This window comes from Altibacter sp., from assembly GCF_019913785.1.
Lineage (GTDB): Bacteria > Bacteroidota > Bacteroidia > Flavobacteriales > Flavobacteriaceae > Altibacter.
This window is the reverse complement of the sequence record NZ_JAIOHK010000055.1, coordinates 159,050-180,572: the sequence shown is the minus strand read 5'-3', so window position 1 is coordinate 180,572 and position 21,523 is coordinate 159,050. Positions and strand designations below refer to the sequence as shown.

The following is a 21,523-nucleotide window of genomic DNA, read 5'->3' as shown; positions in this document are numbered from 1 at the left end:
AGTTTTAGTAGCCTTAAAAAAATTAGATGTTTTTCATTATTTCGGGATGCCCTTTACGAAGCTTCCTTTGAATGACCTGATGCATCCAGATCAAACAGATGAGCGACAGAAAAAACATGAAGATCCAGCAACTTGTCCATAATCCGGTTCGATCGAGCAGGTACCCAAAAATTATGGGGCAAACAAAGCCTCCAAGCCCACCAATAACACCCACAATTCCTCCAACTACACCTACTTCTTCGGGATAGTATTCCGGAATATGTTTATATACTGCTGCCTTACCTATACCCCAAATACTTCCTATTAATATTACCAAGACAGCAAATACCCATACGTTGGCCTGAAAGTAGATTTTGGTAATTCCTTTTGCCAGCAATTGCTTTCTAGTGACCTTATCGCCCACTTTAACGATTGTTTCATGCCAGACATCCTTTGTGGGAAAGATAAAGGTGCCTTCTTCTATGTTAGCTTTTACGTTGGTTGCCTTTGTTAAGCCGTAGCGATGCTCATCAACAACAATTTCATCAGAAGTTACTGCTGTTATCACGCCATCTTGCTTTGCCAATATTCCTTTTCCAGGAGAGGTTATTTCCATTTTAGGAATGATGAGGAAAAAAGAAATCAAACAAGACGATCCCAGTACCCAATACATAACGGTTCTTCCTCCAAGCTTATCGCTTAACCATCCCCCTAGGATTCGTATAATTCCTGATGGAAAACTAAATAAGGAGGCCAAAATACCCGCTGTAACAAGTGATAAAAAATAAACATTTACGAAATAGGGAACCAACCATTGGGAGAAGGCAACAAAGCATCCAAACACGACAAAATAATAGAGCCCAAATCGCCAAACTCGAATGCTTTTTAGTGGGGCCAATTGCTTTAATAGAGTTTTGGTGCTTGAGGTGGGTTTTTTATTAGTGCTAAACAAGTAAAAAAGTATAGCCATCCCTACCAGTACACCACCGTACAACAAAGGTAATTTTCGCCATCCCTCTAAATCTTGCAGATTATTCGTAAAGTACATTAGCAAAGTTGGCGCAAGTAAGGTTGTAATTGCAGCACCCGCATTTCCTGCCCCAAATATTCCCAAAGCAATCCCCTGTCTTTTCATAGGAAACCAAACAGACGTATAGGCAATTCCTACTGAAAAACTCGCTCCTGCAAGACCAAACCCAAAACTACACAAAGCAAATCCAGTATAGCTATTTACAAAGCCAAGTAAAAACATAGGAATGGCACATAAAATAATTAAAATTGTCATGACCGGTTTCCCGCCATATTTATCAGTAAGAATCCCTGCTGGCAATCTAAAAAGGGCACCTGTGAGTACAGGGATGCCTATAAGAAATCCGACTTCTGAAAGTTTCCAATCAAACACTTGATTGGAAATTAAAAAAGTAACTAATACACCATTAAGCATCCATGCCGCGAAGCATATGGTAAATGCAAGTGTGTTGAGGAATAATGTTTTGTTAGCTCCCTTAGGTAGTGTTGTTTCCATTACAATTGTGGATTTCCAATAAAAGTGGGCTTCATTGCGATTATTAACCACTCCAAATTAAATCGAGTCCTCTGATCGGTAAAAATTGCCGTATCCTGTGCAGGAAGGGCCAATGTTATATAACCGTCTCGATACTCTGTCGTTGGTCCTAATTTATCCGTTGGTGTAATCTGTGCAGTACATGGTAGGACAACTAAAAATAGTAGCCCTGCAAAAATTACAATTCTATTTAAGCGTCCAAAAGATGCTTGTTTTTTCATATACTCTTACCGGGTTAAAAAATTGCCATTTATCAATGACGTAAAGAAATTGATTAAGCATGTTTAAAAAAATGATGCGGCTCATATTCTGTGCGCTTTCTGCAATTTTTTTTACTAAATCTCCCTTAGAAACAACGAGTTTGGGTTTATATTTTTTTTTTACTCCCGGCTCGTCTATCTTTGTACTTTCTACTTAACTTAATCCAAATAGCAAGGAGTTATTAACTTAAACAACAGAAATGAGAGAGCTTGATTCCACTAGTGTAGAAAGCAGTGAATTTGTAGAACAAACCTTCAACTTTTGGTTTAACGGGAAAAATCATATCCGTTCCCCGTTTCCTGAGTACATTAGATCTGAACTAAAAATATTATCTGTGAAACGGTTTTTTGAATGGACATCGGGAATAGACCCAAAGGCAAAAGAGGAAGTTAATGATCAAGTTATATCCGCAAAATTTGAAGAATTCATTTTTGATATTGCGCAGGAGCTAGTTCGAACCGAAGATGAAAAACTGACAATAAAATATCCGTTTATGCCAAGAATTGGAGATGAAATGAAGGATGATCTGACAACAGAAAAGAGCATAATTGTAAATCGTTCACTATTCAAGAAAAAAGACGATCAATTCATGAAAGTAAAGCTGCAAAAACAAGATTCCAACGAGATATGGGAAACTAGCTTTGAGTTGCCTATTTAATAAGAAACTACTTTAATTTGTCATTGACATAATACAAGCGTTCTACTATCTGACCGTCCGGACTCCATTTAATATATTCGCCATTTAACATGTCATTTTCGTAAATTCCTTCAGTAAGTTTATTTCCATTTCTATCCCAAGTAATCCAAGTACCTTGTCTTTTTCCATTTAGAAATGTCCCTTCCATTTTTTTCTTACCACTCTCATAGTACCAAATCCACTTGCCCTCGTTCTTTCCATTTTCGACACTGGATATTAGTTTTACTTGACCATTATCAAAATGATCCTGAATTTCGTCTCTTTTACTAAAATGCAAAATTACCCAGCCCATCAATATTATGGCCGTAATAATCTTGTGGTAACTATTATAGCTAAAGAGAGACATAATCTAGCATTATTTCCCTATAAAGATACGCTATGTCCTTCGTATTGTGCAAAAAAATCTCTTTTTGCCAGCTCATAGCCGGATGAAAAGAATGAATGTCTTGGGCAAAACGAAAATGGAATACCGGCAAAATGTTGAAATCAAAGGCCTTTATAATGCCTGTTGTAGCTTTAATGCCATCTCGCCTCTTCGTTTACTATGTCCACAAGACTTTTGTTTATGCACAGTCCGGTTCGAAACCAACATGCAAAATTCTATCCCTTGAAGTATTTATTTTTATGAATTCATTATTTATCCATATTCAAAATAGTGTTATATTTATAGGGAAATAACGCTAAATAATGATTTCGGTTTACGAGGCTTTGCGAATTATAGAAGAAAACGTGTTTCCAACGGTACATTTGGAAACCAGAAATTCGGTAGATGCCCTAGGATTTATAGTTTCCGAAGCCGTTGTTTCACCAATTAATATGCCTCCATTTAGGCAGTCTGCCATGGATGGTTTTGCGCTTCATTTACATGACTTGGACACCTATAGAGTTGTCGGAGAGGTAAAGGCCGGAGAGGCTCACAATCCTATACTGAAAAAAGGAGAGGCGGTACGGATCTTTACTGGAGCGGCGGTTCCAGACTCCGCTGATGCAGTGGTTATGCAGGAAAAAGTATCTGCCAAAGGAGACTCTATTCTATTATCTCATGTTCCTTTTTCAGGAGAAAATATTCGGCCTCTGGGCGAACAAGTAAATAAGGGGGCCGTAGCTCTTAAAAAAGGGACAAGATTGACACCGGCAGCCATCGGTTTTCTAACTTCAATAGGAGTCGAAGAAGTTAAGGTTTTTCAGAAGCCTTCTGTGGCCATTTTAACTACTGGAAACGAATTGATAACTGCTGGACAGCCTCTAAGTCATGGCCAAATATATGAGAGCAATACGTCCATGTTGTCATCCGCGATTCGCAGTCTTGGTTATAATCGAGTGTCCACATATAAGGTTGAAGATGATGCTCAAATGACCTATGATATTTTACAGACCGTCATCAATGAAAATGATATAGTCCTGATTACAGGTGGAATTTCAGTAGGAGATTACGACTTCGTTGGTCGTACTTTGAAGGCGCTGGGGGTTGAGCAGTTGTTTTATAAGGTGAATCAAAAACCAGGCAAACCTTTCTTTTTTGGAAGAATGACCGATACCATCGTTTTTGCACTTCCCGGAAATCCTGCGGCTGCACTGAGTTGCTTTTATATTTATGTGTATACCGCCTTACAAAGATTATCAGGCGACCTCAACTTTCAACTAAAGAGGACAAAGGAAAAATCGGCTTCATTTTTTGTAAAAAAAGGGGGGCGCCCCCAATTTTTAAAGGCAGTCTACGCAAATGAAAAGATCGCTTTGCTAGAAGGACAAAGTTCAGCGATGTTACAGACTTTTGCTATTGCAAATGCATTGGTTTTTGTGCCGGATGATGTTGTTGAAATAGCACCCGACGATATTGTAGATGTGATACATTTACCAAATTAATTCAGTATGAGATTTAAAATTAAGAGTAGAATTTGGATTGAAGTTGATGAGCATGTGTTTTTGGGAGGGGGCAGAGTGCGATTACTTAAGGCAATTGAAGAAACAGGCTCACTGTCTAAGGCCGCAAGGAGCTTAAAAATATCTTATAAAAAGGCTTGGATTCTTATTGATTCGGTAAACAAATCGGCCAATGAACCAGTGATCGTCAGCAGTGTTGGTGGTAAAAACGGCGGGGGAATGTTGCTAACACCATATGGAAAGAAACTTATATCTACATTCGATGATATAAATCACGGTTGTTGGAATTATTTGGATACGCAGCTTAAAAAATTGGAGAATTTATGATGCAAGATATCACAGCTATTTGGCCATTTCTGGTGATTCTACCTATAGTTGCCTTTTTATATGCAAGTGTTGGGCATGGCGGCGCGAGTGGTTACTTAGCGTTGATGGCCATTTTCTCATTTTCTCCGGAAGAAATGAAACCTACCGCGCTCTTACTCAATTTATTTGTGGCTGGTATCGCATTTTACCATTATTACAGAGCTGGATATTTTAATAAAAAAATGTTTATGTCTTTTGCCATAGCTTCTGTTCCAATGGCGTTTTTAGGAGGTATGATTGAGGTAGACGCTTCTATCTACAAAAAGATACTAGGAGTGCTGTTGATTTTTGCCATACTAAAAATGCTGAACGTCTTTGGTAAAGAAGGTACTTTTATAAAGGAAGTTAAAATTTGGCAGGGTCTCCTGGTAGGAGGGATTATTGGATTTTTTTCAGGGCTTATTGGAATTGGGGGAGGCATTATTTTAAGCCCTGTGATTTTGTTATTGCATTGGGGGAAAATAAAGGAGGCTGCCGCTGTTTCTGCTTTATTTATCTGGGTCAATTCGGCTGCGGGCCTGGCAGGTCAATTTAGCAATAACATGAGATTGTCATCACTATCCTTGGTAATGGTAGGTATTGCGGTTATTGGTGGTTTCTTCGGAAGCTATATTGGAAGTAAAAAATTGTACAATAAGCAGTTGAGACATTTACTTGCCATAGTGCTTATTTTCGCCTCTATTAAATTGTTTACTACATAATGAATAGAAATAATTACATAACAGGAATCATTCTCGCAGGTGGGAAAAGCACTAGAATGGGAAGTGATAAGGGTCTTTTGCCTTTTAAGAACAAATTATTTGTCGAGCATATTCTGGAGGTTCTTAAAGCTTTAGTAACAAATGTCATTATTGTTAGCGACAACAAAGATTATGACCGCTTTAACGCTACAAGGGTGAGTGACCTTATAAAGGACGCAGGGCCTTTGGCAGGGATTTATACGGGCTTGTTTTACTCAAAAACTGAAAATAACCTAATATTAAGCTGTGATGTACCCTTAATTGATATTGCCATTTTAAAACAATTGATCGCCGAAGATGACATTTCTTTTGATGTCGTTCAGGTTCAAAGCCAAAATAAAACCATGCCCTTGATCGCTTTGTATAAGAAGCGATGTAAGAACCATTGTTTAACCTTATTGGAATCGGGTGAAAGGCGCTTGCGGGTTTTTGTTGACCAGCTAAAAGTCAAAACCATTGTATTGGACAAGAGCCTAGAAAAACATGCCGTTAATATTAATACCGAACATGATCTAAACGTATTGAAGAATGAATTTGACGATTAAATATTATGGGCTGCTTGCGGAGGCCGTACAGCGGCAAGAAGAGTTATTCTGGTTTTCTCAAGATAGCATTGAAGAACTGCTGGAAGCACTTTATGCAAAGTATCCGCCGCTAGAAGGAATGGATTTTCAGGTGGCACAAAATAATAAGATTGTTCCAACGGAGACTATTATCACTGGTACCGAAATTGTTTTGTTGCCTCCCTTTGCCGGTGGATGATAGAAAATGGTAAACATAAATATGAGCAGATATAGTAGACATATTGTATTACCGGAAATTGGCCAAATCGGTCAGGATAAACTTTCAAAAGCAAAGGTCCTTGTCATTGGGGCTGGTGGTTTGGGGTGCCCTGTTTTGCAATATCTCACCGCAGCTGGGGTTGGTACAATTGGTATTATTGATTTTGATATTGTGGAAGAATCCAATCTACAGCGTCAGGTGTTATTTGGATCGTCCGACCTGGGTAGAAACAAAGCGACGGCAGCTAAAGAGCGGCTTTCTGATTTGAATGACACCATAACCATCCACACGTATCCGTATAGATTAACACATTTGAATGCCTTAGCACTTTTTTCATTGTACGATATTATAGTGGATGGCTCAGACAATTTTACAACAAGATACTTGGTAAACGATGCCTCTGTAATAACCAATAAACCTCTAGTGTACGGAGCTATTTTAAAGTTTGAAGGGCAGGTTGCCGTCTTCAATTATAAAAACGGGCCTAGTTACCGATGTCTATTCCCTACCCCACCAAAAGCGGGTTCGGTGGCCAATTGTTCAGAAATTGGCGTTCTAGGGGTATTGCCGGGGATAATCGGATCCATGCAGGCAAATGAGGTGCTAAAGCTCATTCTTGATTTGGGAAATGCTTTAAGCGGAAGGGTGCTAATTTACAACGCCTTGACGACACATATTACTACCTTGGCCATTCCCCGATCTGAAAGAATCATACAAGAGATAGTTTCGAAAAGGGAAACATTTCAGGAACTCAATTATGCATTTAATTGTGAAATGCCGATCCTTGAAATTGCAATGGAGGGCATTTCAGAATTGACGAATGTTCAATTTATCGATGTTCGTGAGCCGCATGAGACTCCAAAAGTGGCCCTTGAAAATATGATCCAGATTCCACTAAGTCGGTTGGAAGATCAAATAAAGCATTTGAATTCAGCAAAGGAAAAGGTTTTCTTTTGTGCTGTAGGAGAACGAAGCCGAAAAGCAGTATCCATTTTACAAAAACATCAGATTCATAATTGTTATAGCCTGAAAGAAGGCGTTCATGCAATTTTAGCGTATCAAAAAAATAGTCAGTATGAAAGATCGTAAACCAAAGAGCGTATTTATAGAAGGTCCCATTTCGTCAGAATTTATAGGAGACTCAATTGCAAAGCATCAAAGCAAGACAACCATTGGAGCCCACAATATCTTTCTAGGGCAGGTTCGTGCCGATACCCTAGAAGGAAAAACAGTCAAAATGATAAATTATTCATCCTATGAAGAGATGGCCAATGTAACATTTCATGAGATCCGTGAGGCCGCCTTTGCTAAATTCGATCTTAGCTGTATGCATATTTATCACAGTTTGGGGGGGGTGAAAGCAGGTGAGATATGTATGTTCATTTTTGTATCCGCCACCAGAAGAAAAGAAGTGTTTCAAGCCATCGAATATCTGGTTAATGAAATAAAAGAGAAAGTTCCCATCTTCGGAAAAGAAATTTTTGAAGATACCTCTCATCAATGGAAAGTAAACTCTTGAGATTGATTGGGCAATGGTAAAACGAAATGAAATATTCAATAGAAAATGATAGACATAACACATAAGTCAAATACGCTTAGAGAAGCGACGGCCCAAGCTATTGTCAAAGTTAGCCAGCCCGAAACGATTTCAGCCATTAAGAACAAGACCGTTCCCAAAGGAGATGTCTTTGCCATGAGCAAGGCTGCGGGCTTGCTGGGCGTAAAGAAAACACCCGACTTGCTTCCAGACTGTCATCCGCTGCCTATTGAATATACAGGAATCGATTTTGAAATAAATGATCTGGAGATCACCATATTGTGTACGATCAAGACCATATATAAAACGGGTGTTGAGGTTGAAGCGATGCATGGGGCAAGTGTGGTGGCTTTGAATATGTATGATATGTTGAAGCCTATTGACAAAGGTGTCGAAATTCACCATATCAAATTAATGCACAAAAAAGGAGGAAAATCCGATTTTAAAGACCGTTTCAGAAAAGATATTACTGCGGCAGTTATTGTTTGTTCGGACACTATCGCAGACGGGCAAAAAGAAGATAAGGCCGGATTGGCAATTAAGAAGAAACTGGAGGAATGTGAGGTGGTCGTTTCCGATTATGTGGTGATTCCGGACGAGAAAGAAGTCATTCAACAAAAAGCCCAACAATACAAGGATAGCGGTATAGACCTTATCATCTTTACAGGAGGCACCGGACTTTCTATGAGAGATGTGACTCCGGAGGCATTAATACCGCTGATAGACAGACGGATTTCGGGTATAGAAGAAACTGTGCGTAGTTACGGTCAAAATCGAACTCCATACGCCATGCTTTCGAGAAGTGTAGCGGGCACTTATGGAAATAGCCTGTTACTGGCCTTGCCTGGATCAACCATCGGCGCTAGCGAATCTATGGATGCTATTTTTCCACCCTTATTACATATTTTTAGAATTTTTAAAGGAGCGAGACACGATTCATGAACAGAACAAAAAATATATTGACCGATACTTTTGGAAGAGAACACACCTATTTGCGTATATCTCTTACCGAGCGATGTAACTTGCGTTGTACTTATTGCAGACCTGCTGATGGCATACCTCTCTTACCGAAATCCCACCTCATGAACTTTGAGGAGATCTATACAATTGCCAAGACTTTTGTAAATCACGGAGTGACCAAGATACGTCTTACCGGCGGGGAACCATTGGTGCGAAAAGATGCCCATCTTATTTTAGAAAAATTAGCTACTTTGCCCGTCGAACTGGCTATTACCACGAATGCTGTTACGGTAGATCGATTTGTTGATTCATTCAAGAAATATGGAATCGAAACTATAAATGTAAGTCTTGACTCCCTTGACCCCGAAAAATTTAAACAGATTACACGTCGCGATTATTTCAGGAAAGTTTATGCCAATATCATGCTCTTAATCGATTATGGGTTTAAAGTTAAATTAAACACAGTGTTGATGAAGGGATTTAATGAAGACGAAATAGTTAATTTTATCAAATTCACGAAAGGACACCCTGTTACGGTACGGTTTATTGAATTCATGCCCTTCGATGGCAATAAATGGAATCTGGAAAAAATGGTTTCTTACAAAGACGTGATGACAAGTGTCAACAATGGTTTTTCTGAAAACAGGGTCATACGGCTTCAAGATGCACCTAATGACACTTCAAAGAATTATAAGATCGAAGGGTATCTGGGTTCCTTTGCTATTATAAGCTCGGTTACCAATCCGTTCTGCGATACCTGCAACAGGTTGCGGTTAACAGCCGATGGCCATTTGAAAAATTGTCTATTTTCTGCAGCCGAATCGGATCTGCTTACCACCTTGCGTGATGGTAAATCAATAGAACCGGTTATTCGGAAGGCCGTTCAATTAAAACTCAAAATGAGAGGCGGTATGAATACTTTGGAGAAGCTGAAAAACCCTGAATTACATGAAAAGAATAGAAGTATGATCACGATTGGCGGTTAAGTCTTTTATTATTTAAATTAATATGTTTAATATTAGACGCTGAAAAACCAAGTAAATATGACCGATCAAGACATTGCAAACCAAGTCGAGCTGAAACACATTAGCAAGATTGCTGAAAAATTGGGGTTAAATTCAGAGAATCTGGACTTGTATGGAAAATACAAATTAAAGCTCCCTCATTCGATTATTGATTTAGATAAAGTTCAGAAAGCGAACCTCGTTCTAGTCACTGCTATTTCACCAACACCTGCAGGCGAGGGCAAAACTACCATGTCAATCGGGCTATCTGAAGGGTTGAACCAACTAGGGAAACGTGCTGTAGTTGTGCTTAGAGAACCTTCGCTGGGACCCGTTTTTGGGATTAAAGGGGGGGCCACCGGAGGAGGCTATTCACAAGTGCTTCCAATGGAAGATATTAACCTGCATTTTACCGGAGACTTTTCGGCAATTGAAAAGGCACATAATCTTCTTTCAGCTATTATCGATAATAACATTCAAAGTAAAACAAATTCCTTAGGAATTGATGCCCGAACGGTAAAATGGAAACGTGTGATGGATATGAACGACCGGGCATTACGAAATATTATAGTTGGTCTAGGGGGAACTACGTCTGGTGTACCTAGAGAAACTGGCTTCGACATTACCGCAGCCTCCGAAATCATGGCTATTTTATGCCTATCCGACGATTTAGAAGATCTGAAGCACCGTCTGGGTAGTATTTTTATAGGCTACAATTTTAATAAAGAACCTATATATGCACGCGACCTTAAGGTTGAAGGGGCTATGGCTGCTTTACTTAAAGAAGCCATCAAACCTAATCTGGTTCAAACAATTGAAGGGAATCCGGCAATCATTCACGGTGGCCCCTTTGCGAACATCGCACAAGGAACCAACTCTGTACTTGCTACCCGAATGGGGATGTCTTTATCAGATTATACCGTGACCGAAGCTGGTTTTGGCGCCGACCTAGGAGCAGAAAAATTCCTGAATATTAAATGTCAAAGTGCTAAAATATCACCTAAGGCTGTTGTTATAACCACAACCATTAGGGCTCTTAAATATCACGGAGGAGCCAATTTAAACGACCTAACAACGCCGGATGTGGCGGCATTAAGAAAAGGCCTTCCCAATTTGGAAAAACATCTTGAAAACATTCAGCAATTTAATTTAACGCCCATTATTGCTATAAATCGTTTTTTAACCGATGGTGACGAAGAGATAGCACTTATTGAGGAGTTCGCCAAGCTCAAAAATGTTCGGGTGGCTCTAGCCGAAGTTTGGGCCAAAGGAGGTAAAGGAGCTTTAGAATTGGCGCAACACGTTATTGATGTGGTCGAATCTGCCACTACATCATTTACTCCTACTTACTCCTGGGATATGGATGTTAAATCGAAAATTGAAGCAATTGCTACCAAGATCTACGGTGCTGGCAAAGTAGAGTATTCGGCCTTGGCAAAAAAGAATTTACGCACCATCGCTGAACTGGGACTAGAAAACCTCCCAGTATGTATTGCCAAAACACAAAAATCACTCTCGGACAATCCAAATTTAATAGGTCGTCCTGAGAATTTTACCATAACCATCCGTGAGATAGAAATTGCAGCTGGGGCAGGATTTTTAGTGCCCATTTCGGGAGATATGATGCGCATGCCAGGACTTCCAGCACACCCTGCTTCAGAGCATATAAATATCGATAACGACGGCAATATCTCAGGGTTATTTTAACAAAATCGATGGAAAAATTCCATTAACTTTGTATAAATCCGTATTTACCAATACATTGTATCAATGGCAACGAGAGATTACAAAGGCAAGAAATTTGAAAATTCTGGGGTGAATAAGACCTTAGATGCACTTAATATTGAAGAAGCGTTGCAGATCAATATTAATGATACCCCCTTTATTGTTTCCATGCGGACACCTGGAGATGATAAATACCTAATTCGCGGAATGCTTCATTCTGAAGGAATTATCAAAAACAAAAATTTCGTTCCTGATGTCGTGTTGAAGAGAGAAAATAACAATGGAATTGTAACTGTTGTCAACGTCTATATTCCCGAAGAAGAATTGGGTAAGGGATACGTGAACAGTAGGAGCCTGCTTTCAGTTTCTTCCTGTGGTATCTGTGGAAGGACAGAATTAGGCGACCTTTCATTTATGGGATCTACAATTGATGATCGACAAAAGATGGATATTGGCATGATTGGCATGTTGTTTGAAAAAATGAAAGCCCGGCAACTTGATTTCAAGCAATCGGGAGGAACTCATGCTGCTGCTGCCTTTACGCTCGATAGCGAACTGCTTTGTGCTATGGAGGACATAGGAAGACATAATGCGGTAGACAAGGTTATTGGCTCTTTGATTTTACAGAATAAGCTTAAGGAAGCTATGATCCTGACAGTGAGTGGTCGAATTTCTTATGAGATTGTTATCAAATGTTTTATGGCTAAAATGCCATTTTTAGCAGCCGTTTCGGCTCCATCCTCCTTGGCTGTAGATTATGCCAAGGAATTAGGAATTACATTGTTCGCTTTTTGCCGTAATAACCGGGCTACGTGCTATTCAAACCCGCAAAGAGCAAAATTACCCAAGTCGTCGAAAAAGATCGATAATAAAGCCAGTTAATCAAAGAATATGTCAGATAATCTAAGTGAACTATTAGGTAAAAAAGGAATAGAAGAAAGCCTCTTCGATAAAATGGGTAGGCTAAACGAAACCAGTGGCGTGCCCAGTGAAGACGAATTGGCTGCGCTGGCTGAAGAGTTCCTTGTGGGCAAGGCCAATACGTATGGTACAGCTACATTCTACGATTTTCTGAAGCCGGAAAACAAAGACAAAAAGGTGTATGTGTGTAATGGTTCGGCTTGCCTTTGTGCGGGTACTCAGACTTCCCTTATAGAATCGCTTAAGGATCATTTTGAAGCCCATGAGATTGGGCATATGACCTGCTTGGGAAGATGCCATGAAAACACGGCCTTTCATTATAGGGGAAAGAATTTCTCTGGGAGTGCATTCAAGAACTTAGATACCATCCTTGACACCAATAACGACTTAAACAAAGATTCCTATCGCGTAAAAGCCGGTGGGAAGGCGATATTAACAGTGCCATTTTCGAATGTAAAAGAGTATTACAAACCTTTTAGAGAGGCCCTCAAAAAAGATAGTAAATTGACTCTTGAGGAGATTAAGGTCTCTAACCTGAGGGGACGAGGTGGTGCAGGTTTCCCTATAGGGTTAAAATTAGAGTTTTGTCGCAACGTCGATAACAAAACCAAATTCATCATCTGCAATGCGGACGAGGGAGATCCCGGCGCGTATTCAGATAGATATCTGCTAGAAGAAAGACCACATTCTGTGTTGTTTGGGATGCTAATTGCTGGCTACGTAGCTCATGCTAGTTATGGTATATTGTACATTAGAGCCGAATACCCAGAGGCCGTACAAATTGTGCAAGAGGCTATTAACGAACTCAGAGATCACGGGCTTATTGGAAAAGATATTGACGGCAGTGGTTTCAATTTCGATTTTAAGATTATTCAGGCACAAGGCTCCTATATCTGCGGCGAAGAAACAGCATTGATAAACTCTATTGAAGGACAGCGTCCGGAAGTTCGTGTTCGTCCACCCTATCCTGCGCAAAAAGGCTTGTTTAACAAACCTACAGTAGTTAATAATGTGGAGACCTTGGCGGCATTACATTTCATCATAGAAGAAGGCGGGAATACCTGGAAACAAATCGGGACCGAGCGCTCGTCTGGAACGAAACTGGTGTGTTTAGACAGTTTTTTTAATAATCCGGGATTGTACGAAGTTGAAATGGGAACACCATTGTCTACAGTGGTCAACGATTTGGGTGGAGGCTTCAAGTTAAATGTGAAAGCGCTACACATTGGTGGACCCCTAGGAGGCTTGGTTCCTGTATCAAAGATCGGTGATCTCTCGATTGATTTTGAGTCTTTTTCAACAGAAGGTTTCTTGTTGGGCCATGCATCGGTAGTAAGCGTTCCAGCAGACTTTTCAATGATGAAATATATCGAACACCTATTCGATTTTGCAGCCTACGAAAGTTGTGGAAAATGTTTCCCATGTCGTTTGGGAACCAAAAGAGGGCAGGAGTTGGCTACCAAGGCATTGCAATCTGATTATAAAATAGACCGAAAATTATTCAACGATCTCCTCATTACCTTAGAACAGGGATCATTGTGCGCTCACGGAGGTGGCATACCACTGCCGGTTAGAAACGCGTTACAGTATTTTGAAGAGGAACTAAAAACATATTTCAATTAAATAGTGATATGATGAAGAAGGCATATATAGATAATGAAGTTTTTGAAATTGTTCCGGGAGAAACAATACTTTCCTTTATTAGACGATATAAGGAAAAAAATCTAGTTCCTACACTTTGCGATGCGCCAAATCTGGATCCATTTGGATCTTGTAGGGTTTGCAGTGTAGAAGTTGCATTAGAGGAAAATGGACCTGTAAAAACGATGGCCTCATGTCATGCACCAGTAGCAGAAGGACAGTATATATTTACCAGTAGTAAATCGGTAAAGGCGTTACGAAAAAACATTATTGAACTGGTCTTGACAGACCATCCGCTAGACTGTCTTACCTGTGAGGTGAATGGAAATTGTGAGTTGCAAACCGTGGCCGCTCAGGTAGGAATTCGTGAAGTTCGCTATCCTGCAGGTGACAATCATTTATATAGGCTGAAGGATTTGAGTCATCCGTACATGACCTCAGACCTTTCCAAATGTATAAATTGTTATCGCTGTGTTCGTGCCTGCGATGAAGTGCAAGGAGAGTTTGTATTGAGTATGGCAGGAAGAGGTTTTGATTCGCATATTGTTAAAGGTTTCGATCAAACATTTATGGATTCGGATTGTGTGAGCTGTGGAGCCTGTTCTCAGGCGTGTCCGACTTCGGCAATTTCTGATGTGTTTCAGTCCAAAGCAATACAAGCAACAGCAACCACGCGGACTATTTGCACCTATTGTGGAGTAGGTTGTAACCTTGATGTGGCAACAAACAATGGCGAAATCCTCAGCATTACTGCACCCTATGATGCCGAAGTAAATCAAGGGCACACCTGTCTGAAAGGACGTTATGCGTTTAAGTTTTATGACCATCCGGAACGTCTCAATTCTCCCATGATAAAACGCAATGGCGCCTTCGAAAAGGTAAGTTGGGAAGAAGTATATGACTATATCGCATTAAAATTGACAAATTTTAAAGAGGAATTTGGGCCAGATTCCATTGCAGGAATTTCATCCGCCAGATGTACCAATGAAGAAAATTATTTGATGCAGAAATTCATTAGAACTGTTATTGGCACGAATAATATTGATGGATGTGCTCGAGTTTGTCATTCACCAACAGCATTGGGAATGCAACGCACATTTGGAACCGGAGCTGCGACAAATTCAATAGACGATATAAAAGATACGAATTGTATATTGGTGATTGGAGCCAATCCAACCGATGCTCATCCGGTGACGGGAGCCAAACTTAAGCAGTTCGCAATGAAGTCGGATAATATTTCGATTGTGATCGACCCTCGACGCACCGAGCTGGCAAAATACGCAACATATCATATTCCATTAAGACCGGGTACCAATGTCGCAGTACTGAACATGATGATGTATTATATTATTTCAGAAGGATATATCGACCAGTCTTTTATTGAATCCCGAACTGAGGGTTATGAAGAATTTGAGAAAGAAATTCTCGCCATAGACTTGGATCATTTAGAAGAAGTTTGCGGGGTGGACAGAAATCTAATTAAGGATGCGGCGGTTGCCTATGCAACGGCACCAAATGCAATGTCTTTTCACGGCCTTGGAGTAACCGAACATTCCCAAGGAACGTTCACAGTGATGCAAATTGCAGAGCTAGCCTTGCTTACGGGTAATATTGGACGAAGAGGTGTGGGTGTGAATCCGTTACGTGGACAAAACAATGTGCAAGGAAGCGCAGACATGGGCGTACAACCTCATCAGGGTGCGGGCTATTTAGATGTTACCAACGAGGCTGTTAATAAAAAATACAACGAATTTTACGGTGTAGATGTGCCGAAGCATATCGGTTATAAGATCCCGGAGATGTTCGATGCGGCACTGGAAGGAAAGTTAAAAGCCATTTGGATTATCGGCGAAGATATTGTTCAAACAGATCCGAATACTAAGAAAGTAATCAAGGCTATGGAAGCGACAGATCTGGTCATTGTGCAAGAATTGTTCATGACGGAAACAGCGAAATACGCAGATGTAATACTGCCCGGCGCATCTTTCCTTGAAAAGAGTGGAACCTTTACGAATGGTGAACGCCGTGTTCAAGCTGTTCGACAAGTGGTGGCTCCAGTGAAAGGAGCAAAGCCCGACGGGCAGATTATTGTAGATATAATGAATAAAATGGGTTATAAACAACCCGATTATACTCCGGAAGGCATGCTTGAGGAGATATCTCAAATTGTACCATTTTTTGCGGGAATTCAATGGAATAGACTTGGTAAGAATGGTCTTCAATGGCCGGTTGCCAAGGATGGCACGGATACACAAATTCTTCACCAGAAAGATTTTAAACGAGGCAAAGGCTATTTTGAGTTCAATGCCTGGGAAGAAACCAAGGAATTGACTTCACACTCCAAAGAGTTTCCTTATATATTGACGACCAATAGAGAATTAGAACATTATAATTGCGGGGCTATGACCCGGCGAACGGCCAATGAAGAAATTTTGTCCGATGACTATCTGATGATCAATCCTGATGATGCCAAAGAGCACCTCATCTCTGAAGGGGATTATGTTTGTTTGGAATCGCCACGCGGGAAGGTGGACGTTAAGGCAAGGATTACTGACGAAGTTAAGCAAGGCATCCTGAGTACGACGTTTCATTTTCCTGAAATCATGATCAACAATCTTACGGGAGACATTCATGATTCGGAAGCAATGTGTCCCGAATACAAAGTAGTTGCTGTCCGTATCAGAAAAAGCAAAGGAAAATTTAAAACCCTGACCGAATAATTCAGTTTAGATGGAGAAACCTTGTATTTTTTATAGCCGAAGTTATTCTCTAAAACCAGTTGCTGGAAATTACGTTAGTCATCCCAAAAGATACGATTCTTGTAAAGACCATTTGATCAGACACGATATAGTATGGTCTATTAAATAATATCAACTTACATCTGAGGAGGCTTTGGTGCAGGGACCACATTTTTGACCGGTTTAACAGTCTTTAAATACGCAAAAATAGCTTTGAGATCTTCATCGGGAAAATTCTTATAGGACATCCAAGGCATAGGAGGTAAAAGGTCTCTCCCAGCTTCTTGGCCTTTAAACTTTCCTGTACGCATCGCCGCTATAAATTGTGCTTCGGTCCAGGCACCAATTCCAGTGTCATCCGAAGTGATGTTGGAGGCGAAAGAAGTACCCCAAGGACCAATCGCAGCGGTTAATCCCATGGTGAACAATGCATAGGATTTTAGGGTTTCTTTGTCGTAGGGTAATAAAACTTCGCCGGCAGGATGCCCAGATAAAATCAGATCTGGATCCAAAATAGGACCTTTCTCTGTCATTTTCTTTGGTGAATGACAGTCGTGACAGCCAATGGCATTTACCAAGAGCTCTCCTCTTTTAACAAGATCTACTGGGGGTGCTGAAGTCTTAGCTTCATAAAGTGTTAGGTCGGTTTCTTCTTTTTTTTGATTGTCACAGGATGTTATTAGTAATAACGATACGGCAACGAAGAAAAATATTGTTTTCATATTGTGATTAGTTTTGGTTGTTTGATATATTAAATAGCAGTATAAAAATATAGAATTATCCGTTTTGTTCGCAAGCTGTGTAAGAAAATATTTACTGATAATCAGGATGTTATCAAAAAACTGACAAAAAAGAGCCACTTATTCAAGTGACTCTGTTATTGCGTAAGGCGGTATGTCAATGATTCTATCTTAAATTCTTCAACATATCCTCCGTCATTTGTTCCAAGGAGTATGAATGCTTCCAGCCCCAATCGGTTCGGGCATCGCTATCGTCTATGGTTTGTGGCCAGGAATCGGCTATGGCCTGTCTAAAATCGGGTGCATACGAAATAGTAAATTCGGGGATGTGCTTTTTAATTGTTGCGGCTATTTCTTCAGGATTAAAACTAAAGGCTGCCAAATTATACGCACTTCTTATTTTAACGGAAGCATCAGGAGCTTCCATAATCCCAACGGTGGCTTCGATCGCATCGGGCATATACATCATCGGCAAGGTGGTTTCGGCATTCAAAAAACACACATATTTTTTGTGCTTCAGCGCTTTATAAAAAATGTCGACGGCATAATCTGTCGTTCCGCCGCCCGGAGGGGTTGTATAACTTATAAGTCCGGGATATCGGATGCTTCGCACGTCAACTCCAAATCGCTTGTGATAATATTCGCACCAACGCTCCCCGGTTTGCTTACTAATTCCATATACGGTGGACGGCTCCATCACAGTTCGTTGTGGGGTATCGGTCCTTGGAGTTGTGGGGCCAAATACCGCGATACTTGAAGGCCAAAAGATCTTTTCAATCTTTTTGTCGCGAGCCAGGTTCAAGACGTTAAAAAGTGAATTCATATTTAAATTCCAGGCCTTCATCGGGAACTTTTCGGCAGTTGCAGATAACATGGCAGCCATAAGGTAGACATCGGTAATCTCATGCCGAATCACCACATCCTGTACAGCATCGTAATCCATGGCATCTAAAATTTCGAAAGGACCCTCTTTTAACATGGCCGGATCACCTTCCACTATATCACTTGCAATTACCTTATGTTTGCCGTATCGCTTTCGTAAATAGGCAGTTAACTCGGTTCCAATTTGTCCCGAAGCCCCAATTATCAGAATTCTTTTTTTCATGTTTTTATTTTGCGAATTGGCCATAAATATAGGGATATTCTAAAGCTTTCTTTTCGAAAATTAACGTTCGTATGTAGATAGAACTTTTATATTTGTGAAGTCTTAATAAATTAGCATGAAGTTGTACCCTTTTTTGATGTCGGTTTTGATGATAAGTACCGTTGTGTTAATTGCTTGCGGGAAGGCTTCGGAAGAACAAGTAGGTGTCCAGGCTGAAAATATAAACTGGCAAGGCAGTTTCGGCACAAAAGGAGCAGATATTCCTGCACTTTCCGAAGCAGTGAAAAATCAGATTATTCAATGGTCCGTTTTTGAAGACTTCGAAAAAGAAGCTAGAAGTATTAATGGCAGCACCCTTGACAAGCTCAGAAATACTTCCGAACGCCTTGTACATTATTCCGATTCCCTTTCAAAAAAAATACCGGATACCTTACGAAATAATGCGGTTCGGTCTAGACTGACTGTGGTAAACACTAGGGCTAATATGCTGTTTCAAGAGGTTCGTAAGTCACGAATTGATTCGTTAGAGGTGGAACGTGCTATTGCCGAAATGAATAAGGCGACCCATAACTTATTTGTTCAATTAAATGAAAAGTTCCAAAAAGATGCCATCGATTTGCAACGAAAGGACGATGAAGAAAAGGAACTGGAAAAACAGAAAAAATTCTTGGATTCTGTCTATAAAGAGGAATTAAGGGATAAAAATAACTAGAATCTGTAACATTTTTGATATTTTACAACCCGTTCTAGTGTTATAACAAACTCTGAAATACATCAGAAATTAAATAGAAAACCAACAATGAAAACAAACATGTTAAGAACTGCCTTCGCGATGGCAGTAATTACTGTTGCCGTGAGTTCCTGTGGTGACAAAGACAAAACGGCCAAGGCCGACGATGAGCCAAGAGGGATTATACTGGCTAATATGGATACTACAGTAAGTCCGAAAAACGATTTCTACAATTACGTAAATGGTAATTGGATGAAAGTGACCGAAATTCCGGATGACCAAGTTCGTTGGGGAGGCTTTAATGTACTTAGAAAGAAAACAGATTTCGATGTTCTTGAAATCTTGGACAAAGCAAAGAAAAGCGACAAATATGCTGCCGATACAGATCAGGCCAAGGCCATACTTTTGTTTGATTCCGAATTGGATACCCTAGCTCGGAATGCAGCGGGGATCGAACCGCTAAAACCGGCTTTGGATAAAATTGCTAGTATTGCCTCGATGGAAGATTTTCAAAAGGCAATGACGGTAAATGCGACAGAAATTTCTCAACCTTTCGTGGGTATTGCGGCCTTTTCAAACCCAAACAACAGTGCCATGAATTCGGCCTATATCACACCGGGAGGACTGGGATTGCCCGATAGGGATTATTATACCAATACCGATGCAAAATCGGTTGAGATACGCAGTCAATATGTAGATCATATTGCGAAAATGCTTCAGTTTTTAGGAGATAGTGAAGCAGATGCACGTTCCCAGGCAGAAACGATACTCGCTTTCGAAACCAGATTGGCCACCCCAAGATTGGATAAGGTGGCGAGACGTGACTTCAGAAACTTTAACAATCCGCGTACAATGGATGAGGTGCAAAAAATGGCTCCTGCGATAAAATGGGTTCAAGCGTTTAAAGATCTTGGTGTCACGAAAGAATTGGACACGGTAATGGTGATGCAGCCTGCTTATATGGAAGTGGTTCAAAAAGTATTTTCTGAAGGGGATATCAAAACATGGAAAACCGTAATGCGTTGGCAAACACTTAATGATGCAGCCGATAAACTAACAACCGATATTGAAAAAGAGAACTGGAATTTTTACAGTAAAACCCTAAGAGGGGCCAAAAAACAAAAACCGGCCAACGAGCGCGCCTTGGCGACTGTAAATAATACGGTGGGTGAAGCATTGGGAAAATTGTACGTAGACGAAATGTTTCCTCCTGAAGCTAAAGAAAAGGCAGAAAAAATGATTGCCAATGTAATTGAAGCGTTTAAAGGCCGTATAAAAGCTTTGGATTGGATGGGTGATAGTACGAAGGTGAAAGCCATAGAAAAATTAGACAAGTTTACCGTAAAAATTGGGTATCCCGATAAGTGGAAGGACTATGCTTCTATGGAAGTTAAACCGGGGAACAGTTATTACCAAAATAGATTGGCGGTAAGTGCGTGGAACCTAAAAGATAATTTGGACAGGATCGATGAACCGGTAGATCGTACCGAGTGGGGTATGTCTCCTCAAACCGTGAACGCCTATTTCAATCCGTTTAACAATGAGATTGTATTCCCGGCGGCGATCTTACAACCTCCTTTTTACGATTATTTAGCCGATGACGCCGTAAATTACGGTGGTATTGGAGCCGTTATTGGGCATGAAATCTCTCATGCTTTTGATGATAGTGGTTCGCGCTTCGATGCAGATGGAAACCTTGTAAACTGGTGGTCCGATGCCGACTTGGAAAACTTTACAGGTCGTGTGAATAAATTAGCCGAACAGTATGACCGTATTGAAGTCTTGGACAGTGTATTTATTAACGGAAAATTTACTTCGGGTGAGAATATTGGAGACCTTGGCGGCTTGTTAGGTGCTTATGACGGACTTCAACGCCACTTTGAAGAAAACGGAAGACCCGATAATATTGATGGATTTACAGCGGAGCAGCGTTTCTTTATGAGCTGGGGAACTGTATGGCGTACCAAGCAACGCGATGAAGCCTTAGAGACTCAAATTAAGACCGATCCACACTCTCCTGGGATGTACAGAGCCACACAACCACTTAAAAACATCGATGCCTTTTATGAGGCCTTTGATATTAAAGAGGGAGATGCCATGTATATAAAGCCGGAAGATAGGGTGCGTATCTGGTAATTTCAGTCAAAT

The 21,523-nt window shown here is 40.4% G+C and carries 21 protein-coding genes; 16 read left to right on the top strand and 5 right to left on the bottom strand.

The features are described from left to right. Positions 1–22: 22 nt before the first annotated feature. Both K8F54_RS09015 and K8F54_RS09010 read right to left on the bottom strand, forming a co-directional pair. Positions 23–1,504, bottom strand: coding sequence for an MFS transporter (locus K8F54_RS09015; RefSeq protein ID WP_290789792.1), 1,482 nt, complete (start codon positions 1,502–1,504; stop codon positions 23–25). Next, complete coding sequence (locus K8F54_RS09010) at positions 1,504–1,764, bottom strand: hypothetical protein (protein WP_290789789.1); 261 nt, start codon at positions 1,762–1,764, stop codon at positions 1,504–1,506. The genes K8F54_RS09015 and K8F54_RS09010 overlap by 1 nt, the downstream gene beginning before the upstream one ends. Positions 1,765–2,003: 239 nt before the next feature. On the opposite strand from K8F54_RS09010, the gene K8F54_RS09005 reads away from it, so the two are divergent. Beyond that, on the top strand, positions 2,004–2,462 hold the full coding sequence (locus K8F54_RS09005; protein ID WP_290789786.1) for a hypothetical protein: 459 nt from the start codon (positions 2,004–2,006) through the stop codon (positions 2,460–2,462). A 7-nt stretch (positions 2,463–2,469) separates the two neighbouring features. Here K8F54_RS09005 and K8F54_RS09000 read toward each other — a convergent pair whose 3' ends face one another. Further along, positions 2,470–2,847: a hypothetical protein gene (locus K8F54_RS09000; protein ID WP_290789783.1), complete on the bottom strand. Its 378-nt coding sequence runs from the start codon at positions 2,845–2,847 to the stop codon at positions 2,470–2,472. Positions 2,848–3,188: 341 nt separating this feature from the next. Between K8F54_RS09000 and glp the strand changes: the two genes are divergently transcribed. The 13 genes from glp to fdhF all read left to right on the top strand — a co-directional run bounded on the left by glp (position 3,189) and on the right by fdhF (position 16,782). After that, on the top strand, positions 3,189–4,367 hold the full coding sequence (gene glp, locus K8F54_RS08995; protein WP_290789780.1) for a gephyrin-like molybdotransferase Glp: 1,179 nt from the start codon (positions 3,189–3,191) through the stop codon (positions 4,365–4,367). A gap of 6 nt (positions 4,368–4,373) precedes the next feature. Next, a complete protein-coding gene (locus tag K8F54_RS08990) occupies positions 4,374–4,712 on the top strand; it encodes a winged helix-turn-helix domain-containing protein (RefSeq protein WP_290789777.1) in 339 nt (112 codons plus the stop codon). Further along, the gene (locus K8F54_RS08985) at positions 4,709–5,452 is read left to right on the top strand and encodes a sulfite exporter TauE/SafE family protein (protein ID WP_290789774.1); all 744 of its coding nucleotides are present in this window, start codon (positions 4,709–4,711) and stop codon (positions 5,450–5,452) included. Before K8F54_RS08990 ends, K8F54_RS08985 begins: the two co-directional genes overlap by 4 nt. Further along, on the top strand, positions 5,452–6,036 hold the full coding sequence (locus tag K8F54_RS08980; protein WP_290789771.1) for a molybdenum cofactor guanylyltransferase: 585 nt from the start codon (positions 5,452–5,454) through the stop codon (positions 6,034–6,036). The genes K8F54_RS08985 and K8F54_RS08980 overlap by 1 nt, the downstream gene beginning before the upstream one ends. Further along, positions 6,020–6,253 carry a MoaD/ThiS family protein gene (locus K8F54_RS08975; RefSeq protein ID WP_290789768.1) on the top strand — a complete coding sequence of 78 codons (234 nt, stop codon included), beginning with the start codon at positions 6,020–6,022 and terminating at the stop codon, positions 6,251–6,253. Before K8F54_RS08980 ends, K8F54_RS08975 begins: the two co-directional genes overlap by 17 nt. 21 nt (positions 6,254–6,274) lie before the next feature. Beyond that, positions 6,275–7,363: a HesA/MoeB/ThiF family protein gene (locus K8F54_RS08970; RefSeq protein WP_290789765.1), complete on the top strand. Its 1,089-nt coding sequence runs from the start codon at positions 6,275–6,277 to the stop codon at positions 7,361–7,363. Then, entirely contained in the window at positions 7,350–7,793 is a 444-nt protein-coding gene (locus tag K8F54_RS08965) for a molybdenum cofactor biosynthesis protein MoaE (RefSeq protein ID WP_290789762.1), read from the top strand. The genes K8F54_RS08970 and K8F54_RS08965 overlap by 14 nt, the downstream gene beginning before the upstream one ends. A gap of 45 nt (positions 7,794–7,838) precedes the next feature. Further along, positions 7,839–8,753: a bifunctional molybdenum cofactor biosynthesis protein MoaC/MoaB gene (gene moaCB, locus K8F54_RS08960; protein WP_290789759.1), complete on the top strand. Its 915-nt coding sequence runs from the start codon at positions 7,839–7,841 to the stop codon at positions 8,751–8,753. Then, positions 8,750–9,757, top strand: coding sequence for a GTP 3',8-cyclase MoaA (gene moaA / locus K8F54_RS08955; protein ID WP_290789756.1), 1,008 nt, complete (start codon positions 8,750–8,752; stop codon positions 9,755–9,757). Before moaCB ends, moaA begins: the two co-directional genes overlap by 4 nt. 57 nt (positions 9,758–9,814) lie before the next feature. Next, positions 9,815–11,482: a formate--tetrahydrofolate ligase gene (locus K8F54_RS08950; RefSeq protein WP_290789753.1), complete on the top strand. Its 1,668-nt coding sequence runs from the start codon at positions 9,815–9,817 to the stop codon at positions 11,480–11,482. 63 nt (positions 11,483–11,545) lie between these two features. Continuing rightward, positions 11,546–12,382: a formate dehydrogenase accessory sulfurtransferase FdhD gene (fdhD, locus tag K8F54_RS08945; protein WP_290789750.1), complete on the top strand. Its 837-nt coding sequence runs from the start codon at positions 11,546–11,548 to the stop codon at positions 12,380–12,382. Between the two features lie 9 nt (positions 12,383–12,391). Continuing rightward, positions 12,392–14,044, top strand: a complete 1,653-nt coding sequence (locus tag K8F54_RS08940) for an NADH-ubiquinone oxidoreductase-F iron-sulfur binding region domain-containing protein (RefSeq protein ID WP_290789747.1) — start codon at positions 12,392–12,394, stop codon at positions 14,042–14,044. Positions 14,045–14,052: 8 nt separating this feature from the next. Further along, positions 14,053–16,782, top strand: coding sequence for a formate dehydrogenase subunit alpha (gene fdhF, locus K8F54_RS08935; RefSeq protein ID WP_290789745.1), 2,730 nt, complete (start codon positions 14,053–14,055; stop codon positions 16,780–16,782). A gap of 155 nt (positions 16,783–16,937) precedes the next feature. Here the strand turns inward: fdhF and K8F54_RS08930 are convergent, their stop codons facing one another. Continuing rightward, positions 16,938–17,522 (bottom strand): diheme cytochrome c-553, encoded by a 585-nt coding sequence (locus K8F54_RS08930; protein ID WP_290789742.1) that lies wholly within the window; start codon positions 17,520–17,522, stop codon positions 16,938–16,940. Positions 17,523–17,706: 184 nt separating this feature from the next. Further along, the gene (locus K8F54_RS08925; RefSeq protein WP_290789738.1) at positions 17,707–18,645 is read right to left on the bottom strand and encodes an NAD-dependent epimerase/dehydratase family protein; all 939 of its coding nucleotides are present in this window, start codon (positions 18,643–18,645) and stop codon (positions 17,707–17,709) included. Positions 18,646–18,760: 115 nt separating this feature from the next. Between K8F54_RS08925 and K8F54_RS08920 the strand changes: the two genes are divergently transcribed. Together K8F54_RS08920 and K8F54_RS08915 are read left to right on the top strand one after the other, a co-directional pair. Beyond that, entirely contained in the window at positions 18,761–19,357 is a 597-nt protein-coding gene (locus K8F54_RS08920; protein WP_290789735.1) for a hypothetical protein, read from the top strand. An 87-nt stretch (positions 19,358–19,444) separates the two neighbouring features. Continuing rightward, positions 19,445–21,511, top strand: a complete 2,067-nt coding sequence (locus tag K8F54_RS08915) for a M13 family metallopeptidase (protein WP_290789732.1) — start codon at positions 19,445–19,447, stop codon at positions 21,509–21,511. Positions 21,512–21,523 lie beyond the last annotated feature (12 nt).